Below are 18,426 nucleotides of genomic sequence, written 5' to 3'. Positions count from 1 at the left end.
GCGCACGCTCGTGCGCGGGGGCGTTCCGCTGCCGGGGCCCGGATCCGGCTCAAGACCCGGGACCCGGGGTCTGTCAGACGCCGGCGCGGGCCTTCTCCTCGCCCTCGTCGGCCCGCTGGTCCGGGACGGCCGACGGGTCGCCGTGGCCGTCGTCGACCAGCGTCGTCTCGTCGAAGGGGACGCGGCCGGCCAGCACCTCGGAGACCCGCGCCTTGTCGATCTCCTTGGTCCAGGTGCCGACGAGCACGGTCGCGACCGCGTTGCCCGCGAAGTTGGTGAGGGCGCGGGCCTCGCTCATGAAGCGGTCGATGCCGACGATCAGGCCGACGCCGTCGACCAGTTCGGGGCGGTGCGACTGGAGGCCGCCCGCGAGGGTCGCGAGCCCGGCGCCGGTGACGCCCGCCGCACCCTTCGAGGCGATGATCATGAAGACGAGGAGGGAGATCTGCTCGCCGACCGACAACGGGTTGCCCATCGCCTCGGCGACGAAGAGCGAGGCCATCGTCAGGTAGATCGCGGTGCCGTCGAGGTTGAAGGAGTAGCCGGTCGGGACGGTGATGCCGACCACCGGCTTGGAGACGCCCAGGTGCTCCATCTTCGCGATCAGGCGCGGCAGCGCCGACTCGGACGACGAGGTGGACAGGATCAGCAGGAACTCGCGGCCCAGGTACTTGAGCAGGGACAGGATGTTCACGCCCGCGACCAGCCGCAGCAGCGTGCCGAGCACCACGAAGACGAACAGCGCGCAGGTGACGTAGAAGCCGATCATGATGACGGCGAGCGACTTCAGGGCGGCGGCGCCGGTCGCGCCGACGACGGCGGCGATCGCGCCGAACGCGCCGACCGGGGCGGCCCACATGATCATGGCGAGGATGCGGAAGACCAGTCGCTGGATGTGGCCGATACCGCGCAGCACCGGCTCGCCCGCCGAACCCATCGCCTGGAGCGCGAAGCCCGCGAGGAGCGCGACGAGCAGGGTCTGCAGCACCTCGCCCTCGGTGAAGGCGGAGACGAGCGTCTTCGGGATGATGCCGAGGAGGAAGTCGGCGGTGCCCTCGCTCGCGCCCTCGGCCTGCTTGGCGCCGGCCTCGGCGAGGTCCTTGGTCAGGTGGAGGCCGGAGCCGGGCTCCAGGATGTTGCCGACGACCAGGCCGATGGCGAGGGCGACGGTCGACATGACCAGGAAGTAGCCGAGGGCGAGGCCGCCGACGGCGCCGACCTTGGCGGCCTTGCGCACGGAACCGACGCCGAGCACGATCGTGCAGAAGATGATCGGCGAGATCATCATCTTGATCAGGTTGACGAAGCCGGTGCCGAGCGGCTTGAGCTCGACGGCGACGCCGGGAGCCACGAAGCCGACGACGATGCCGAGCAGGACGGCGCCGATCACGGCCAGATACAGATAGTGGGTGCGGTCCCGTCTTGCGGCCACGGGGTCCTCCTCGTACTCAGGGTGTCCACGTCCCGGTGGATCCCCGCGACTATCCATCACGCCTGTGACCGGGGTCACGCTTGCGTACGTTTCGTTCACGGCCGACGGATCGACGGCGCGAATCCGGCTCGGGGCGGGCTGCCGTCCCGGGCCGGCAGCGGAGTGCCGTTCCGGCTCGGGCGGACGGCCGGCCCGGCCCTGGGCAGGGCGTTCGTCTCGTTAGCGGAACGATTCGGGCACGCCCGTACGGGCTCGTCCGCCGCCCCAGGCACACTTGCTCGCATGCGCCTCCCCCTCCCCCGTCCCCGCAGCCTCGCGGGTCAGCTGTTCGCGATGCAGGTCGTGCTCGTGGCCGCCGTCGTCGTCGGCTGCGCCGTCTTCGCGTACGTGACGGACCGCGCCCAGGCGGAGGAGACCGCGCGCCGGCAGTCGACGGCGACCGCGACGGCCGTCGCCGCCTCGCCGGCGGTGGTGGCGGCGGCACGCGCTGCGGGCACGACGGACCCGACGGCCTCGCTCCAGCCGTACGCCGAGGCGTTGCGGCGCGACGCGGGCGTCAGCTACGTGGTGATCATGGCGCCGGACGGCACCCGCTGGACCCACCCGGAGCCGGAGCAGATCGGCCGCACGTACCTCGGGCACATCGACCGGGCGGTGCGCGGCGAGACCTTCTCCGAGACCCACATGGGCGTGCTCGGCCCCTCCGTGCGCACGGTCGCGCCGGTCTTCGACGACCGGGACGGCGGCCGGGTGATCGCCCTGGTCAGTTCCGGCATCACCATCGAGCGGATCAGTCAGCAGGTACGCGAGCAGGTCACGGCGCTGCTCGGCATGGCGGGCGCGGCGCTGGCGCTCGGCGGGGCGGGCACGTACGTGATCAACGCGCGGCTGCGCCGGCACACCAAGGGCATGAACGCGACCGAGCTGAGCCGGATGCACGACTACCACGAGGCGGCCCTGCACGCGGTGCGCGAGGGCCTGGTGATGCTGGACGGGCAGCGGCGGATCGCACTGATCAACGACGGGGCGCGGGAGCTGCTCGGCCTGGCCGGGGAGGACGTGGTGGGCCGCTCGGCGGCGGAGCTCGGGCTCCCGGCGCCGCTGACCGGGGCGCTGCTGTCCTCGGAGCCCCGCGTGGACGAGCTGCATCTGACGGACGAGCGGGTCCTGGTCCTCAGCACCCGCCCGGTGGTCGGCGGCGAGCGTCGCGGCACGGTGGTCACCCTGCGGGACCGCACCGAACTCCAGGCGCTCTCGGGCGAGCTGGACTCGGAGCGCGGCTTCACGGAGGCGCTGCGCTCCCAGGCGCACGAGGCGGCGAACCGGCTCCACACCGTGGTCTCCCTGATCGAACTGGGGCGCGTCGACGAGGCGGTCGGCTTCGCCACGGCCGAGCTCGAACTGGCGCAGGCCCTCACCGACCGCGTGGTGACCGCGGTCGGTGAGCCGGTCCTCGCCGCCCTCCTCCTGGGCAAGGCGGCCCAGGCCAACGAACGGGGCGTGGAGCTGGTCCTGACCGAGGACAGCCGCATAGACGACGGCGTCCTGCCGGTGTCGCTGCCGGCCCGCGACCTGGTGACGATCCTCGGCAACCTCGTCGACAACGCGGTCGAGGCAGCGGTCGGCGCACCTGCCTTCGCGCCGCAGGCCTCGCCGGAGCCGGCCCTCGCGACGCCGACCGTCACGGCACCCGACCTGCCCACACCTGCGGCACCGGGCCTGCCGGCCCCCGGTCTTCCAGAGCCGGCCCTCGCGGAGCCCACCACCGCGGCACCCGGCCTGCCGGCCCCCGGCCTTCCGGCGTCGGCGCACGCCGCCCCGGGCGACGGTGGTGCCGCCGGCGTACTGGCCGAGCCGCGGGCCGAGGTGGCGGCGCGGGGGGCCCGTGTGGTGGTGACCGCGCTGGCCGAGGGCGGGGAGCTGCTGCTCCAGGTCGGCGACAGCGGGCCCGGGGTGCGCCCCGAGGACCGGGCCGCCGTGCTCGACCGGGGCTGGTCGACGCGCGGTCCGGGGCGGGGCCTCGGCCTGGCCCTGGTCCAGCAGGCCGTCACCCGGGCCTCCGGCACCCTGACGCTGGCGCGGTCCCCGCTGGGCGGCGCGGAGTTCACCGTACGGGTGCCCCTGGCCGCGGCCCGCACGGAGGTGGTCGCGTGACGACGGCGGGCCGGGACATCCGGGTGCTCGTGGTCGAGGACGATCCCGTCGCCGCCGACGCGCACGCCCTGTACGCGGGGCGGGTGCCCGGCTTCAGCGTGGTCGGGGTGGCGCACTCGCGCGCCGAGGCGGTGCGGATGCTCGACCGCACTCCGGTGGACCTGCTGCTGCTCGACCTCTACCTGCCGGACGGGCACGGCCTCCAGCTGCTGCGGGCGCTGCGGGCCGCCGGCCACGCGGCGGACGTCATCGCGGTGACCTCGGCGCGCGACCTCGCGATCGTGCGCGAGGGCGTGTCGCTCGGCGTCGTCCAGTACGTCCTCAAGCCCTTCGCCTTCGCGACCCTGCGCGACCGGCTCGTCCGGTACGCGGAGTTCCGCGCGGCCGCCGGTGAGGCCTCGGGCCAGGACGAGGTGGACCGGGCCCTCGCCACGCTGCGCGCACCCCAGCCGGCGGCGCTGCCCAAGGGACTGAGCGGGCCCACCCTGGAGGCGGTGACCCGGTCGCTGCGGGGCGCGCCCGACGGGCTCACGGCGGCGGAGGCGGGCGCGGCCGTCGGCATCTCCCGCATCACCGCCCGCCGCTATCTGGAGCACCTGGTCACGGCGGGCCGGGCGGCCCGTGCCCCGCAGTACGGGCAGATCGGCCGCCCCGAGCTGCAGTACCGCTGGCTCGACGCGCCCGGTCGTCCGCCGCGGGCCTGACGGGCCGACGGTTACCGAGCGGTTCCCACGTTCCTACGACCGGAAGCGTTGGGTGAACGCACCGTAGCCAGGAGTCACCCTCCGCTCCTACCGTGGCCGGGTGCACCAACCCTCCCCTCCCTTCAACGCCCTCGCCGCGCGCCGTCTGCGCGAAGGGCTCGGCATGGCCCCCGAGCACGTCGCCTACGGGCTCCGCGCCCAGTACGGCATGTACGTCACTCCCGAGACCGTCATCGGCTGGGAGCGCGGGCGCCTCGCGCCCACCGCGCAGGAGCTCGGCGCCCTCGCCGGCGTGCTGTGGTGTTCGCCCGTCGACCTCCTCGTCGCCGCGACCACCCTGCGCGAGCACCGGATCGCCCGCGGCATCGCCCCCGAGGACCTGGCCCGCCGCGTGGGCCTGGACCCGGCCGCGTACCTCCGCATGGAGGAGTCGGGCACCTGGCGCGGCAACGAACGGCAGACCGCCGCCCTCGCCGCGACGCTCGGCCTGGACCCGCGCGCGCTGCTCACCGCGACCGGCGGCGACGACAAACTGGCCGAGCTGCTGCGCGACGCCGCCACCACCCGCTGGCAGGCCTACGTGAAACCCGTCGGGAAGCTGCTGCCGCTGCCCAGGCGGGCGGTCGAGAACGCGCTGCAGCGGCTGCACACCGACTACCACGCCAAGATGGCGGCCACGAGCAGCTGGGGCGCCTCGGGGGCGACGGGCGACGAGGGCAGGGCGTACCTCGACGAGATCACCGACCACTTCTGGGCGGCCGTCGGCCCCTGAGCCCGTGTCACAGAGCGGGTGGCTGTCTCGTCCTCATGCCGGGACGGCCATCCGACAGGAGGAGACGGGCCATGACGGCAACGGAAACCGGCAGCAGGAACATCGCGATGCTCGACCGTTTCCACGCGGCGATGAACAGCGGGGACCCGCATCTCGTCGCGCGGGCGATCGACGAGTTCGTCGCACCGGACGTGGACTTCCGGGCGCCGGTGCCGATGGGCGCGACGGGGGCGGAGGCCCTGAAGAGGGTGTGGGAGGCGCTCCTGCGGGCCTTCCCGGACATCCACGTCACCGTCGAGGAGACGGTGACGGAAGGCGACAGGGTCGTCTCGCGGAACACGGTCACCGGGACCCACCTCGGGCCCTACCGGGACCTGCCGCCCACCGGCAGGACCGTCACCTACGGCGAGATCTTCATCTTCCGCGTGGTCGACGGCCGGATCACGGAGATCAGGGGCGTGGTCGACGTCCTCACGCAGCTGCGCCAGCTCGGCGCCCTCCCCTCGCCGGACGCCTCCTAGGCGCGGCGGTCGAAGGAGAACAGCTGGCCGGCGGCGTCCGGAGTGCAGGGCGCCTGGGCCAGCCGGGACCACTCGGCCGTACGGTCGCCCGTGACCGTGACGCAGCTGCCGGAGGTCGCGGAACCGGCCGGCACGATGCGGTAGCCGGCGACCGGGGTGCCGTACGGCTCCAGGGCGAAGCGCTCGACGCGGCTGGGGTCGCCGCACTCGGAGTCCTCGAGCGCGGCGTCGGGCATCCGGCCGCCGGAGGGTATCCCGGAGCAGCCGGGGCCGTAGTCGGGGTGATCCGAGACGATCCGCCACCGGTCGCCGGGGAGACGTTTCAGCGAGTAGAGCGGCACGTCCGCGCCCGCGCAGTCACGCTGGTGGATCTGGCCGCTGCGGCTGCCGCGCCGCTCGCCCAGGCAGAGCCCGGAGCCGATCACCCGGATGTGGACCGGTCCCTCGGCGGGAGCGGCAAGCCCGGGGGCCGGGGCGGGAGCGGGGGCGTGGCCGTGTGCCCGGCCGTGCGCCGGGGCGTCCTCGCGTACGAAGGCGATGACGGTGGCGGCGGCGAGGAGGAGGGCGGCCACACCGACCGCGCCGACGAGGGTGCGGCGCAGCCGGGAGCGCGGGTCAGGGACCGGGGTCGGCCCGTCCTCGCGGGGCGGCGGCCCGGCCGCCGGACGGCCCTCGGAACCGGGCCACACGAGCGGTCCGCCCCCGCCTCCGGCCCCGCCGTCGCCGAACGCCTCACCCCCGGCGCCGAGCCCCGCCTCCGCGAGCTCTTCCGCGTCAGCCCCGGCGCGCGCGCCGACGAGCGCTCCCGCCTCGGCCGTCCCCGCCTCGGCTGTCCCCGCCTCGGCCGTCCCTGCCTCGGCCGTCCCCGCCCCGTACGCCCCGCGCGCCGCGAGCTCCTTGCGTACCGCCTCCCAGTCCGCCTGTCCGTCCGGGTCCACCCCGCACGCGCGCACGAAGGCGGCGAGGAGTTCCTCGCGCGGGAGCGTGGCGCGGGCGAGCATGTTCGCGACGGTCGAGCGGGGCAGCACGTCGCCGAGTGCGGCGGAGCGGGCGGACAGCTCGCGGTAGGTGAGTCCGGACCAGTCCTTCAGCAGCTGCAGCCGCGCGACGAACTCGGCCGGGTTCCGTGCCCCTCTGGGGCCGGGAGCCGTCTCCCCCGTCGTCATGCGCGCCGCTCCCCTCGTCCGACCGGCCCGGACGGGGTTGGGACATGTCCGGGACAGGCTCAAGCCTTGTTGATCGCGGCGCCTGGCTCAAGCATGGATTCGGCCCCGATCGTCCACGGGGGGACGGTCGGGGCCGCTGGTCGTGTGCGCGCTTCCCGGGACGGAAAACGGGGATCACCGGGTGGATCGCAGGGTGGATCGCCGGTCGGACAACCGGGCGGATTCGGGACGGAGGTCCCGTACCGCGGGCCGGAAGGCCGTACCGCCGCGTACCGCCGTCTCTCCGCCTCCCGCTGCCTCCCGCCGCCTCCCGCCGTCCGGCAGTCCGGCCGTCAGAAGACGGACTCGGCCTCGCGCATCCGGTCCTCGGGGACGGTCTTCAGCTGGGTGACGGCCTCGGCGAGCGGGACCATCTGGATGTCCGTGCCGCGCAGCGCGGTCATGTTGCCGAACTCGCCGCGGTGCACGGCCTCCACGGCGTGCCAGCCGAAGCGGGTGGCGAGCACGCGGTCGTACGCCGTCGGGGTGCCGCCGCGCTGGACGTGGCCGAGGATGACGGGCCGGGCCTCCTTGCCGAGGCGCTTCTCCAGCTCGTAGGCGAGGGCGGTGCCGATGCCCTGGAAGCGCTCGTGGCCGAACTGGTCGATCGCGCCCTTGCCGTAGTCCATGGTGCCGTCGGCCGGGTGGGCGCCCTCGGCGACGCAGATGACGGCGAACTTCTTGCCGCGGTCGAAGCGCTCCTCGACCATCTTGACCAGGTCGGCCGGGTCGAAGGGGCGCTCGGGCAGGCAGATGCCGTGGGCGCCGCCGGCCATGCCGGACTCGAGGGCGATCCAGCCGGCGTGCCGGCCCATCACCTCGACGACCATCACCCGCTGGTGCGACTCGGCGGTGGTCTTGAGCCGGTCCATGGCCTCGGTGGCGACGCCGACGGCGGTGTCGAAGCCGAAGGTGCGGTCGGTGGAGGAGATGTCGTTGTCGATGGTCTTCGGGACGCCGACGACGGGCACGCCGGCCTCCGCCAGCATCCGGGCGGCGGTGAGCGTGCCCTCGCCGCCGATCGGGATCAGCGCGTCGAAGCCGCTCTTCTCGATGAGTTCCTTGGCGTTGTCGCAGGCGGCGGCGAAGCGGGCGCGCTCCAGGCGGGAGGAGCCGAGGATGGTGCCGCCGCGGGCGAGGATGCCGCTGACGGCGTTCAGGTCGAGGGGGCGGTAGCGCCCGTCGAGCAGGCCCGCGTAGCCGTCCTCGAAGCCGATGACCTCGTCTCCGTAGTGCGTCACGGCCCGGTGGACGATCGACCGGATCACTGCGTTCAGGCCGGGACAGTCGCCGCCCGCTGTCAGAACTCCGATGCGCATCGTGCCTTGTCTCCTGCTCGGTAGTGGTACGTGTGAGCCGCGTCGATTCTCACACGGTCGGCGGTGCGGGCGCGCTCGCTGCTGCTCCGCGCGTCCGGCGTGGAAGGGCCTTCCGGGGCCTTTGGTCCCACTCCTTCGGGCCCTTCGCCCAGCGGGCGTCCTATCCAGCCGCAGGGGTATTGTCAAGAGGGCATTGCCACCCTATCGATGGTTTTTGAACACACTCGCTTGACGGACAACCCGTAGCGATGCGAACAGGAGAGCACGGCGTGACGCGCAGCGTGTACGTGACCGGGATCGACCGCGGGGACGGCCGGCAGGTCGTCGAGCTGGGGGTCATGGAGCTCCTCACCCGCCAGGTGGACCGGGTGGGAGTGTTCCGCCCGCTGGTCCACGACGGGCCCGACCGCCTGTTCGACCTGCTCCGCAGCCGCTACCGGCTGACCCAGGACGCGGCCAGCGTGTACGGCATGGACTACCACGAGGCCTCGGCCCTCCAGGCCGAGCGGGGCACCGACGAGCTGGTCTCCCGGCTGGTGGACCGCTTCCACGCGGTGGCCCGGGACTACGAGGTGGTCCTGGTCCTCGGCACCGACTTCGCCGCCACCCAGCTGCCCGACGAGCTCGCGCTCAACGCGCGGCTCGCCAACGAGTTCGGCGCCTCCGTGATCCCGGTGGTCGGCGGCAAGGGCCAGCCCGCCGAGTCCGTGCGGGCCGAGGCCCGCAACGCCTTCCGGGCCTACGACGGCCTCGGCTGCGACGTGCTCGCGATGGTCGTCAACCGGGTCGCGGGCGACGACCGGGCGGCGATCGCCGAGCGGCTGGCCGCCCGGCTGCCGGTGCCCTGCTACGTGCTGCCCGACGAGCCGGCCCTCGCCGCGCCGACCGTCTCCCAGATCACCCACGCGCTCGGCGCCACCGTCGTCCTCGGCGACGACTCCGGCCTGGCGCGCGACGCCCTCGACTTCGTCTTCGGCGGCGCCATGCTGCCGAACTTCCTCAACGCGCTGACGCCGGGCTGTCTGGTGGTCACGCCCGGGGACCGGGCCGACCTGGTCGTCGGCGCGCTCGCCGCGCACTCCGCGGGCACGCCGCCCATCGCCGGTGTGCTGCTGACGCTGAACGAGCGGCCGAGCGACGAGATCCTCACCCTGGCCGCCCGCCTCGCGCCCGGCACCCCGGTGATCTCCGTACCGGGCAACAGCTTCCCCACCGCCGCCGAACTCTTCGCCCTGGAGGGCAAGCTGAACGCGGCCACGCCGCGCAAGGCGGAGACCGCGCTCGGCCTCTTCGAGCGCCACGTCGACACCGCGGACCTCCTCAGGCGGCTCTCGGTCGCCCGCAGCGGCCGGGTCACCCCGATGATGTTCGAGCACGAGCTCCTGGAGCAGGCCCGGGCCGACCGGCGCCGGGTGGTGCTCCCGGAGGGCACCGAGGAGCGGGTGCTGCGCGCCGCCGACGTGCTGATCCGCCGGGACGTGTGCGACCTGACGCTGCTCGGCGACGTCGAGGCGATCCGCAAGAAGGCCGCCGACCTGAGCGTGGACCTCGGCGACACCCAGCTGATCGACCCGCAGACCTCGGAACTGCGCGACGCCTTCGCCGAGAAGTACGCGCGGCTGCGCGCCCACAAGGGCGTCACCGTCGAGCTCGCGTACGACGTGGTGTCGGACGTGAACTACTTCGGCACCCTGATGGTCGAGGAGGGCCTGGCCGACGGCATGGTCTCCGGCTCGGTGCACTCGACGGCCGCGACGATCCGCCCGGCCTTCGAGATCATCAAGACCAAGCCGGACGCGTCGATCGTCTCCTCGGTCTTCTTCATGTGCCTGGCCGACAAGGTCCTCGTGTACGGCGACTGCGCGGTCAACCCGGACCCGAACGCCGAGCAGCTCGCCGACATCGCCGTGCAGTCGGCGGCCACCGCCGCCCGCTTCGGCGTCGAGCCGCGGATCGCGATGCTCTCGTACTCGACCGGCACCTCCGGCTCCGGCGCCGACGTCGACAAGGTGCGCGAGGCGACGAAGCTGGTCCGGGAGAGCCGTCCCGAGCTGAAGATCGAGGGCCCGATCCAGTACGACGCGGCCGTCGAGCCCTCCGTCGCGGCGACCAAGCTGCCCGGCTCGGAGGTGGCGGGGCAGGCCAGCGTGCTGATCTTCCCGGACCTCAACACCGGCAACAACACCTACAAGGCCGTGCAGCGCTCGGCCGGCGCGGTCGCCGTCGGCCCGGTCCTGCAGGGTCTGCGCAAGCCCGTGAACGACCTCTCGCGCGGCGCGCTCGTCAGCGACATCGTCAACACCGTCGCCATCACGGCGATCCAGTCCCAGGTCCCCGCCGAGGGTCAGGAGGCCACCGCATGACCCACCCCGTCCCGACCGCCGGCCCGCAGGCCCCCACGCGCGTCCTCGTCCTCAACTCCGGCTCCTCGTCGGTCAAGTACCAGCTGCTCGACATGAAGGACGGCGGCCGGCTCGCGGTCGGTCTGGTCGAGCGGATCGGCGAGGAGACCTCGCGCCTGGTGCACACTCCGCTGCTGGGCGGCGGTGGCGAGAAGCGCGAGAAGAGCGGCCCGATCGCCGACCACGCGGCGGCCCTGAAGGCGGTCGCCGAGGAGCTGGCGGCGGACGGGCTCGGCCTGGACTCCCCCGAGCTGGCCGCGATCGGCCACCGCGTGGTGCACGGCGGGCTCCGCTTCACCGCGCCGACGGTGATCGACGACGAGGTCCTCGCCGAGATCGAGCGGCTCGTGCCGGTGGCGCCGCTGCACAACCCGGCGAACCTCACGGGCATCCGTACGGCGATGTCGCTGCGCCCCGACCTGCCGCAGGTCGCGGTCTTCGACACCGCCTTCCACACCACGATGCCGGAGGCGGCGGCGCGCTACGCGATCGACGTGGAGACCGCGGACGCGTACCGGATCCGCCGCTACGGCTTCCACGGCACCTCCCACGCGTACGTCTCGCGGGAGACGGCGAGGCTGCTGGGCAAGGCGCCGGAGGAGGTGAACGTGATCGTGCTGCACCTGGGCAACGGGGCCTCCGCCTCGGCGGTGGCGGGCGGCCGCTGCGTGGACACCTCGATGGGCCTGACGCCGCTGGAGGGCCTGGTCATGGGTACCCGTTCCGGTGACATCGACCCGGCGGTGACCTTCCACCTGAAGCGGGTGGCGGGGATGTCGGAGGACGACGTCGACGTCCTGCTGAACAAGCGGTCCGGCCTGGTCGGGCTGTGCGGCGACAACGACATGCGGGAGATCAGGCGGCGGATCGACGAGGGCGACGCGCGTGCGGCGCTCGCCTTCGACATCTACGTCCACCGGCTGAAGAAGTACATCGGTGCCTACTACGCGGTGCTCGGCCGGGTCGACGCGGTGGCGTTCACGGCCGGTGTCGGCGAGAACGCGGCGCCCGTGCGGGAGGCCGCCGTCGCCGGTCTGGAGGAGCTGGGCCTCGCGGTGGACGCAGGCCTCAACGCCGAGCGGTCGGACGAGGCCCGGATCATCTCGCCGGAGTACGCACGGGTCGCGGTGGCCGTCGTACCGACCGACGAGGAGCTGGAGATCGCCCGTCAGAGCTACGCGCTCGTGAGCGACAGGTGAGCGGCGTGTCGCCCGGAGGAGTGAACGCCTGAGCGGCCCCCCGCCCATTTGTACTTTCCACCAGACGGAATATTCCGCCGTGAAACAAACCGATAGGATCCGCCTCATGCGCCGTTCCAAAATCGTCTGCACGCTGGGCCCCGCCGTCGACTCCTATGAGCAGCTGAAGGCTCTCATCGAGGCCGGCATGAACGTGGCCCGATTCAACATGAGCCACGGGACCCAGGCAGAGCACCAGGAGCGGTACGACCGTCTCCGCAGGGCGGTGGCGGACACCGGCCGCGCCGTCGGTGTGCTCGCCGACCTCCAGGGCCCCAAGATCCGTCTGGAGACCTTCGCCGAGGGACCCGTCGAGCTGGTGCGCGGTGACGAGTTCACCATCACCACCGAGGACGTCCCCGGCGACAAGTCCATCTGCGGCACCACGTACAAGGGCCTGCCCGGCGACGTCTCCAAGGGCGACCAGGTCCTGATCAACGACGGAAACGTCGAGCTGCGCGTCGTCGAGGTCGAGGGCCCGCGGGTCAAGACGATCGTCGTCGAGGGCGGCGTCATCTCCGACCACAAGGGCATCAACCTGCCCGGCGCGGCGGTCAACGTCCCGGCCCTGTCCGAGAAGGACGTCGAGGACCTCCGCTTCGCGCTGCGCATGGGCTGCGACATGGTCGCCCTCTCCTTCGTCCGCGACGCCGACGACGTCAAGGACGTCCACAAGGTGATGGACGAGGAGGGCCGCCGGGTCCCGGTCATCGCCAAGGTCGAGAAGCCGCAGGCCGTCGAGAACATGGCGGACGTCGTCGCCGCCTTCGACGCCGTCATGGTGGCCCGCGGCGACCTCGCCGTGGAGTACCCGCTGGAGCGCGTCCCGATGGTGCAGAAGCGCCTCGTCGAGATGTGCCGCCGCAACGCCAAGCCGGTCATCGTCGCCACCCAGATGATGGAGTCGATGATCACCAACTCGCGGCCGACCCGCGCCGAGGCGAGCGACGTCGCCAACGCGATCCTGGACGGCGCGGACGCGGTCATGCTCTCCGCCGAGTCCTCGGTCGGCGCCTATCCGATCGAGACCGTGAAGACGATGTCGAAGATCGTCGCCGCGGCCGAGGAGGAGCTGCTCTCCAAGGGCCTGCAGCCGCTGGTCCCGGGCAAGAAGCCGCGCACCCAGGGCGGTTCGGTCGCCCGCGCGGCCTGCGAGATCGCCGACTTCCTGGGCGGCAAGGCGCTGATCGCCTTCACCCAGTCCGGCGACACGGCCCGCCGGCTCTCGCGCTACCGCGCGTCCCAGCCGATCCTGGCCTTCACGACGGACGAGGGCACCCGCAACCAGCTCACGCTGAGCTGGGGCGTCGAGTCCTTCCTCGTCCCGTTCGTGGACAACACCGACGCGATGGTCGACCTGGTCGACGCGGAGCTGCTCAAGCTCCAGCGCTACAACGCCGGCGACACGATGGTCATCACCGCCGGTTCCCCGCCCGGTGTCCCCGGCAGCACCAACATGGTGCGGGTCCACCACCTCGGTGGCGGCGACAAGAAGTGAGGCATGACGAGGGCCCCCGTCCGATCCGGACGGGGGCCCTCGTCATGTGCGGCTCCCGGAAGGGTCCTGGTGAGCGGGCGGTCAGCTCGGCTCGATGGTGTTGCGCAGGCCCGGGACCTTGAGCGTGCCGCCGAACTGGCCGGCCTGCTCGACGCGGGCGTTGGTGAACACGGCCCACGGCACGTCGAGCGGCGGCGGGGTCTGGGGGCTGAAGGTGACCGGGATGAGGCCGAAGAGGTTGCCCTTCAGCTCCTCCGTGTACATGGTCACCGTGCCGCCGCGCATGGTCGACGTCGACCCCGGGTTCGAGCGGACGTGGCCGGTCAGACCGTCGGAGTGGACCGTCAGCTGGTGCAGGTCCTTGATGTCCACCTCGTCCGCGGTGAACTTGAGGACCTTCTTGATCTTTCCGCCGGCGGTCTTCACCTCGACGATGCCGTGGTACTTGAGACCGCGCAGCTCCAGCCGGGTGGTCTGCAGGATCCACGCCTCGTCCGGGAGGAGCGGCATGCCGCTCTCCAGCTCGGCGGCGGCGAGCGCCTCCGGGTCGGCCTCGGGGCACGGGAAGCGCGGCTTGGCGCCGTCGGGGATGTCCTCGTCCTTCTTGGCGTCGAGGCCCTTGGCGTCCTCGGACAGCTCCTCGGTGGCGGCACCGGCCTTGTCCGCGGCGGCCTTGATGGCCTCCTTGGTCCTGTCGGTGACCGTGTCCGTCTTCGGGGCCGTCGTCTCCTTCGGGGCGTCCGGGGTGGCGGTCGTCGCCGTCGCCGTCGGCCTGGGCGCGGACGTGGTCGCGGTCGGCGTGGGCGCCGCCGTGGTCTTGTCCGGTCCGTCGAAGAGGTCCTTGAGCGCGTCGCCGACGCCCAGCGGGTCGAGCGGGTTGGCCGACTTCGTCGCCGTGGGGGTCGGGGCCGGGCTCGCCGTGGTGGTCACGTTGGGCGCGGGCGCCTGCGGCGGCGTCGTCGCGCCGGAGGTGGCCGTCGGCCGGGGCTCGGTGGTGGCCGAGGTCTCCGGCTCGGGCTTCCCGCTCGCGCTCGCGCTCGCCGTCGGCTTCGGGCTCTCCGTCTGCGCGGGCTTGGTGGTCTCGTCGGCCGTCGGCTCGTCCGAGCGGGTCACGCACGGACCGGGGGCGAACGGGATGTCCGTGGCGTCGTCGGCGAGGGCGAGCCGGGGGGCCAGGCCCATGCCCACGAGCACCGCGGTCGGCATGGCCGCGAGGGCCATCGCCTTGCCCGCGGGCACGCCCATCTTGGTCAGCAGCGACTTGCGCGGGGCCGCGTGGCGCGGTCCTCTCGGCGTCTGCGCCGCCGACTGTGTCTCGTCACCCCGCACTGTTCCTCCCGCCGTTGGCTTCGATCGTCTTTCCGGCCACCGGAGCCTCGGAGCCCTGCTGGGGAATCAGGGGCTGCGTCGTGCCGGTCGTGCCGTCGTGCATGTGCTCGCCCGGGTCGGTCTCCGGCTGCCCGTCGCCGTCCACCGGGCCCGCCGCCAGGGCCTGCTCCGGCACGGCCGCCCCGGCGTGCTCCTCGGCCTCGGCCTCTGCCGCGGCCGGATCGGCCGGTGCCCACGAGACGGACATGCCTCCGCCGACGAGCGCGAAGAGGAAGCCGACGACCAGGCCGCCGAAGTTCGATACGGGGATGGAGATGAGCCCGAGCACGATCGCCGCGACACCCGCGAAGACCCGGACGATGGGCTGGAACCACATCGTGAGCCCGAGCGTGATGAGCAGGACGCCGATGATCAGCGCACCGGCTCCGGCGGTGGTCTTCATGGCGAGCGTGACGTTGCCGAGGCGCATGTCCCCGTACGGGAGGTAGGCGATCGGGATGCCGCCGATGATGGTGAACAGGCCCGCCCAGAAGGGCCGGGACTGCCGCCAGACCCGGAACCGGTTCTCGTGGGGGACTCCGCTGGAAGCAGTGGTCTCGGCGCTCATGGAAACAGCTCCCTGAAAGCGGTGTTGCTGAGAGAAGTGGTGAAAAGGGCGTACAGCCGGAGCGGGTGGGGGCCGCACTCGACGGCCCCTCACCCTGGGGGCGTCAGTCCTGGAGGGACGTCTGCCTTAGAAGCACTCGGCCGACTTGCCCCGGTGCAGGGACAGGTTGAGGTCGGGCAGCTTGAAGGTGCCGGCGGTGGTCGCCCACGCCTTCTGCTCGACGTTGGAGAGCTTCGCGGTCTCGGCGCGCTGGCCGAAGCCGTACGGGTTGGCCTTGGTGCCCGGCTGGATGCCCGGCTTGCCCGGGGCCTTCGCCAGGTTGCCGGCGGCCACGCCGATGTCGATGTTGCCGAACTCGGCGTCGGTCTTCAGCGAGGAGACATCCAGGTAGATGTTCTTCGCGTAGACCTTTTCCTCGCCCGTGCCGGCCGTCAGCTGCAGCGTCACGTCACCGATGAACGGGACGTTCGGCGTCACGACGGACTGGCACATCTTGGTGATCCAGGCCTCGGAGAAGCCGGACACGGCGACCGGAGCGGCGAAGTCCTTGCCCTCCAGGTCCTTGCCGACGTCAACGCTTCCGTACTGCACGAAGTCGTTGCCGACGAGGCTGTCGGCCTTCACCTTGAACTCCTGGCCGGAGATGCTGAAGGACGCGGCGAGCGCGCCCTGGGCCAGGCCGACACCGATGGCGGCCGTCGCGGCCACGCTCGGCACCATGACGACGGCGAACCGCTTCCATCTGGTCCCGCCACGAACCTGGGACTTCATGAGAATTCCTCCTTCTCGGACGTACATCTCCGGATGGGCCCAGGGCCCGTCCTGGGATGGGAGAAGTGCTACGTCCTCGGGAAGGAGAGCGCCGAGGGCTCAGGCGGCACGACGCGCGTCCGAATCACCGGCGATCACCCCCGAGCGACAACCACTGGCCGCGCGGTCCGCGCGGCCGGATTGGACAGGCCCTGCCGATGAGAGCAGGAACCCCCCTGTCCACGACCGGCGACGTCGCCGCCGGCCCGCCCGGTGGGGACCCTCCGCCGCGCGCAGCCGGCGGGTGGGCCGGGCTGGTGCGGTGTCGGACCGAGCGTCGCCGATCGTGGTCCATTCCCGGCGCCCGCACAAGGGGGTTCGTTACTGGCTAGTAACGGCCTGATAACCACGGCACGACAGGCCGGTACCGTCCGGCAACGCAGGGTGCCGCCGCGTGACGCGACAAAGGATGATGAGGACGGAGAAATACGGACAGATTTCCGGGTTCGATTTACTGCAAGTAACAGCGGCCGCGATTACCAAGTTTTGGTAAAACGCGGCCGCCGAATGTCACCGTGTCGCCAAATCGTCCCGTTCCGCGGGCCCCTCAGGAGCCCGTACGGGAAGCGGCGGTCGGCTCAGAAGAGGGCGCTCGCCAGGGCCTGCCGGGCGGCCGTCACGCGCGGGTCCTCGGGGCCGATCACCTCGAAGAGCTCCAGCAGCCGGAGCCGCACCGTGTCCCGGTCCTCGCCGGACGTGCGGCGCACCGCGTCCACCAGTCGCCCGAAGGCGTCCTGGACGTGACCGCCCACCAGGTCGAGGTCGGCGGCGGCGATCTGCGCGGCGACGTCCGCCGGGTTGTCGGCCGCGTTCTTCCGCACCGCCTGCGGGTCCACGCCCTGCACCCGGGACAGCAGCTCCGCCTGGGCGAGCCCCAGCTTGGCCTCGGGGTGCTCCGGGTCGTCGACGAGCACGTTCTTGTACGCCTGGACGGCGCCGGCCAGGTCGCCCGCGTCGAGCGCGGACATGGCCGCCTCCAGGAGGGCGTCGTACGGGCCGGCCGGGACGCCGGCGCTCGGCGCGCCCTCGGCGTCGGGGTCGACCTGGATGCCGGTGAGGCCGAAGCGCTCCTCGGCGACCTGGACCAGCTGGTCGAGGGTCTGGCGGATCTGCGCCTCGGGGGCCGCGCCCTGGAAGAGCGGCAGCGCCTGACCGGCGACCACCGCGAAAACGGCCGGAATTCCCTGGATGCCGAACTGCTGCATCAGCATCTGGTTGGCGTCGACGTCGACCTTGGCCAGCAGGAAGCGGCCGTTGTACTCGACGGCCAGGCGCTCGAGGAGCGGGCCGAGCTGCTTGCACGGCTCGCACCACTCGGCCCAGAAGTCGATGACGACCGGGACCTCGGCGGAGCGCTGGAGCACGTCGCGCTCGAAGCCCGCCTCGTCGACGTCGATCACCAGGGCAGAGGGGGCGACGGCGGCCGTACCGCCGTGCCGGGCGGCCTCGGCGCGCGCCGCCTCGGCCTTCGCCTTGGCCTCGCCGGCCGCCTTCACCGCGGCGAGGTCGACGACGCCGCTCATGGACATGTTTCGGGGCTGCATGCCTACATCCTCCCCCCTCCGCGCGCGTAACCGGTAAGCCATGGCCGAACCGTGCCGCCCGGTGGCCGGACAGCACGGTTCCGCCTGCGTGTTCCGCTGTTCTTGTGCGCCGGGTCCCCACCTGGCGCAGTGGTTGTCGCGAGGGCTGCTCATGCCTTTCGCTACGGGTCGTAGCGTAATGGTGAGCCCCGCCCCGCGGGGAGAGTCGGGCCGTGAACTGCCTCACATCACTGGCCTCTGGCGCAATACCTACCGGCGGGTATGGTCGACGTCCATGTGTAGCCGCACCCGTTCCCGCAACCGCACCGGACGACCGCGCTCCGCGGAGGCCGACACGGCCATCCTGGAGGCGACCCGGGCGGTTCTCGTGGAGCTGGGCTGGTCCAAGCTGAGCATGGGCGACGTGGCGACCAGGGCCGGAGTCGCCAAGACCACGCTCTACCGGCGCTGGGCCAACAAGAACGAACTCGTGGTGGACGCCGTCGCCGTCCTCTTCGACGAACTCGAGCTGCCCGATCTGGGTTCCCTCCAGGCCGACATCGAAAACGTCGTGCTGCAGTTCGGCGCGCTCCTCGAACGCCCCGAGACCAGGACGGCCCTGATGGCGGTGGTCGCCGAGTCCACCCGCGACGAGCCGCTGCGCGAGCGCATCCGCGCCTCGATCGTGGACCGCCAGAAGCGCCTGGTCCTGGAGGGCCGCCAGCGCGCACAGGAGCGGGGCGAGCTCCCCGACAAGCGCGATCCGGCCACCGTGGCGGCCGTCGACGACCTCATCTTCGACGTGGTCGCGGGGGGGGGGGGGCGCAGCCCACCTGGGGGGGGCGAGGAGGGGGAGAAGGGGGGGGGGGGGGGGGTGAAAGGAACCGTCTTCTGGGGCGCGAGAAGGGTGGG

General features: G+C 72.5%; 15 protein-coding genes. 8 read left to right on the top strand and 7 right to left on the bottom strand.

Going from position 1 to position 18,426, the window contains the following annotated elements:
- Nucleotides 1–73: 73 nt before the first annotated feature.
- Nucleotides 74–1,489: a cation:dicarboxylate symporter family transporter gene (locus ACFWJO_RS24525; protein ID WP_386868308.1), complete on the bottom strand. Its 1,416-nt coding sequence runs from the start codon at nucleotides 1,487–1,489 to the stop codon at nucleotides 74–76.
- A 225-nt stretch (nucleotides 1,490–1,714) separates the two neighbouring features.
- Here ACFWJO_RS24525 and ACFWJO_RS24520 point away from each other — a divergent pair, with 225 nt between their 5' ends.
- The 4 genes from ACFWJO_RS24520 (at nucleotide 1,715) to ACFWJO_RS24505 (ending at nucleotide 5,583) form a co-directional block, all read left to right on the top strand.
- Nucleotides 1,715–3,586: an ATP-binding protein gene (locus ACFWJO_RS24520; RefSeq protein WP_386868306.1), complete on the top strand. Its 1,872-nt coding sequence runs from the start codon at nucleotides 1,715–1,717 to the stop codon at nucleotides 3,584–3,586.
- Entirely contained in the window at nucleotides 3,583–4,290 is a 708-nt protein-coding gene (locus ACFWJO_RS24515) for a response regulator (RefSeq protein ID WP_386868304.1), read from the top strand. Before ACFWJO_RS24520 ends, ACFWJO_RS24515 begins: the two co-directional genes overlap by 4 nt.
- 163 nt (nucleotides 4,291–4,453) lie before the next feature.
- Nucleotides 4,454–5,062: an XRE family transcriptional regulator gene (locus ACFWJO_RS24510; RefSeq protein ID WP_386868411.1), complete on the top strand. Its 609-nt coding sequence runs from the start codon at nucleotides 4,454–4,456 to the stop codon at nucleotides 5,060–5,062.
- Between the two features lie 71 nt (nucleotides 5,063–5,133).
- The gene (locus ACFWJO_RS24505) at nucleotides 5,134–5,583 is read left to right on the top strand and encodes an ester cyclase (RefSeq protein ID WP_386868303.1); all 450 of its coding nucleotides are present in this window, start codon (nucleotides 5,134–5,136) and stop codon (nucleotides 5,581–5,583) included.
- On the opposite strand, the gene ACFWJO_RS24500 is transcribed toward ACFWJO_RS24505, so the two are convergent.
- Together ACFWJO_RS24500 and ACFWJO_RS24495 are read right to left on the bottom strand one after the other, a co-directional pair.
- Complete coding sequence (locus ACFWJO_RS24500) at nucleotides 5,580–6,749, bottom strand: helix-turn-helix domain-containing protein (protein WP_386868301.1); 1,170 nt, start codon at nucleotides 6,747–6,749, stop codon at nucleotides 5,580–5,582. The two genes, ACFWJO_RS24505 and ACFWJO_RS24500, sit on opposite strands and share 4 nt — an antisense overlap.
- Before the next feature lie 332 nt (nucleotides 6,750–7,081).
- Entirely contained in the window at nucleotides 7,082–8,107 is a 1,026-nt protein-coding gene (locus tag ACFWJO_RS24495) for a 6-phosphofructokinase (protein ID WP_384413518.1), read from the bottom strand.
- Between the two features lie 269 nt (nucleotides 8,108–8,376).
- Between ACFWJO_RS24495 and pta the strand changes: the two genes are divergently transcribed.
- The 3 genes from pta to pyk all read left to right on the top strand — a co-directional run bounded on the left by pta (nucleotide 8,377) and on the right by pyk (nucleotide 13,245).
- Nucleotides 8,377–10,470, top strand: a complete 2,094-nt coding sequence (gene pta, locus ACFWJO_RS24490) for a phosphate acetyltransferase (RefSeq protein WP_384413521.1) — start codon at nucleotides 8,377–8,379, stop codon at nucleotides 10,468–10,470.
- Entirely contained in the window at nucleotides 10,467–11,708 is a 1,242-nt protein-coding gene (locus ACFWJO_RS24485; protein WP_386868298.1) for an acetate kinase, read from the top strand. The genes pta and ACFWJO_RS24485 overlap by 4 nt, the downstream gene beginning before the upstream one ends.
- A gap of 106 nt (nucleotides 11,709–11,814) precedes the next feature.
- Nucleotides 11,815–13,245, top strand: a complete 1,431-nt coding sequence (gene pyk, locus ACFWJO_RS24480; protein ID WP_386868296.1) for a pyruvate kinase — start codon at nucleotides 11,815–11,817, stop codon at nucleotides 13,243–13,245.
- Between the two features lie 81 nt (nucleotides 13,246–13,326).
- Here the strand turns inward: pyk and ACFWJO_RS24475 are convergent, their stop codons facing one another.
- The 4 genes from ACFWJO_RS24475 to ACFWJO_RS24460 all read right to left on the bottom strand — a co-directional run bounded on the left by ACFWJO_RS24475 (nucleotide 13,327) and on the right by ACFWJO_RS24460 (nucleotide 17,535).
- Nucleotides 13,327–14,574, bottom strand: coding sequence for a hypothetical protein (locus ACFWJO_RS24475; protein WP_386868295.1), 1,248 nt, complete (start codon nucleotides 14,572–14,574; stop codon nucleotides 13,327–13,329).
- Nucleotides 14,564–15,181, bottom strand: a complete 618-nt coding sequence (locus tag ACFWJO_RS24470) for a DUF6114 domain-containing protein (RefSeq protein WP_386868293.1) — start codon at nucleotides 15,179–15,181, stop codon at nucleotides 14,564–14,566. Before ACFWJO_RS24470 ends, ACFWJO_RS24475 begins: the two co-directional genes overlap by 11 nt.
- Nucleotides 15,182–15,307: 126 nt before the next feature.
- Nucleotides 15,308–15,952: a DUF6230 family protein gene (locus ACFWJO_RS24465; RefSeq protein WP_386868291.1), complete on the bottom strand. Its 645-nt coding sequence runs from the start codon at nucleotides 15,950–15,952 to the stop codon at nucleotides 15,308–15,310.
- Nucleotides 15,953–16,569: 617 nt separating this feature from the next.
- On the bottom strand, nucleotides 16,570–17,535 hold the full coding sequence (locus ACFWJO_RS24460; protein ID WP_386868289.1) for a tetratricopeptide repeat protein: 966 nt from the start codon (nucleotides 17,533–17,535) through the stop codon (nucleotides 16,570–16,572).
- A 274-nt stretch (nucleotides 17,536–17,809) separates the two neighbouring features.
- Here ACFWJO_RS24460 and ACFWJO_RS24455 point away from each other — a divergent pair.
- A partial coding sequence (locus ACFWJO_RS24455; RefSeq protein WP_386868287.1) for a TetR/AcrR family transcriptional regulator occupies nucleotides 17,810–18,426 on the top strand: 617 nt, incomplete at its 3' end.

It is taken from the genome of Streptomyces sp. NPDC127092 (assembly GCF_042722475.1).
GTDB lineage: Bacteria > Actinomycetota > Actinomycetes > Streptomycetales > Streptomycetaceae > Streptomyces.
The sequence above is the reverse complement of the archived record's forward strand: the minus strand, read 5'-3'. Positions and strand labels throughout refer to the sequence as shown.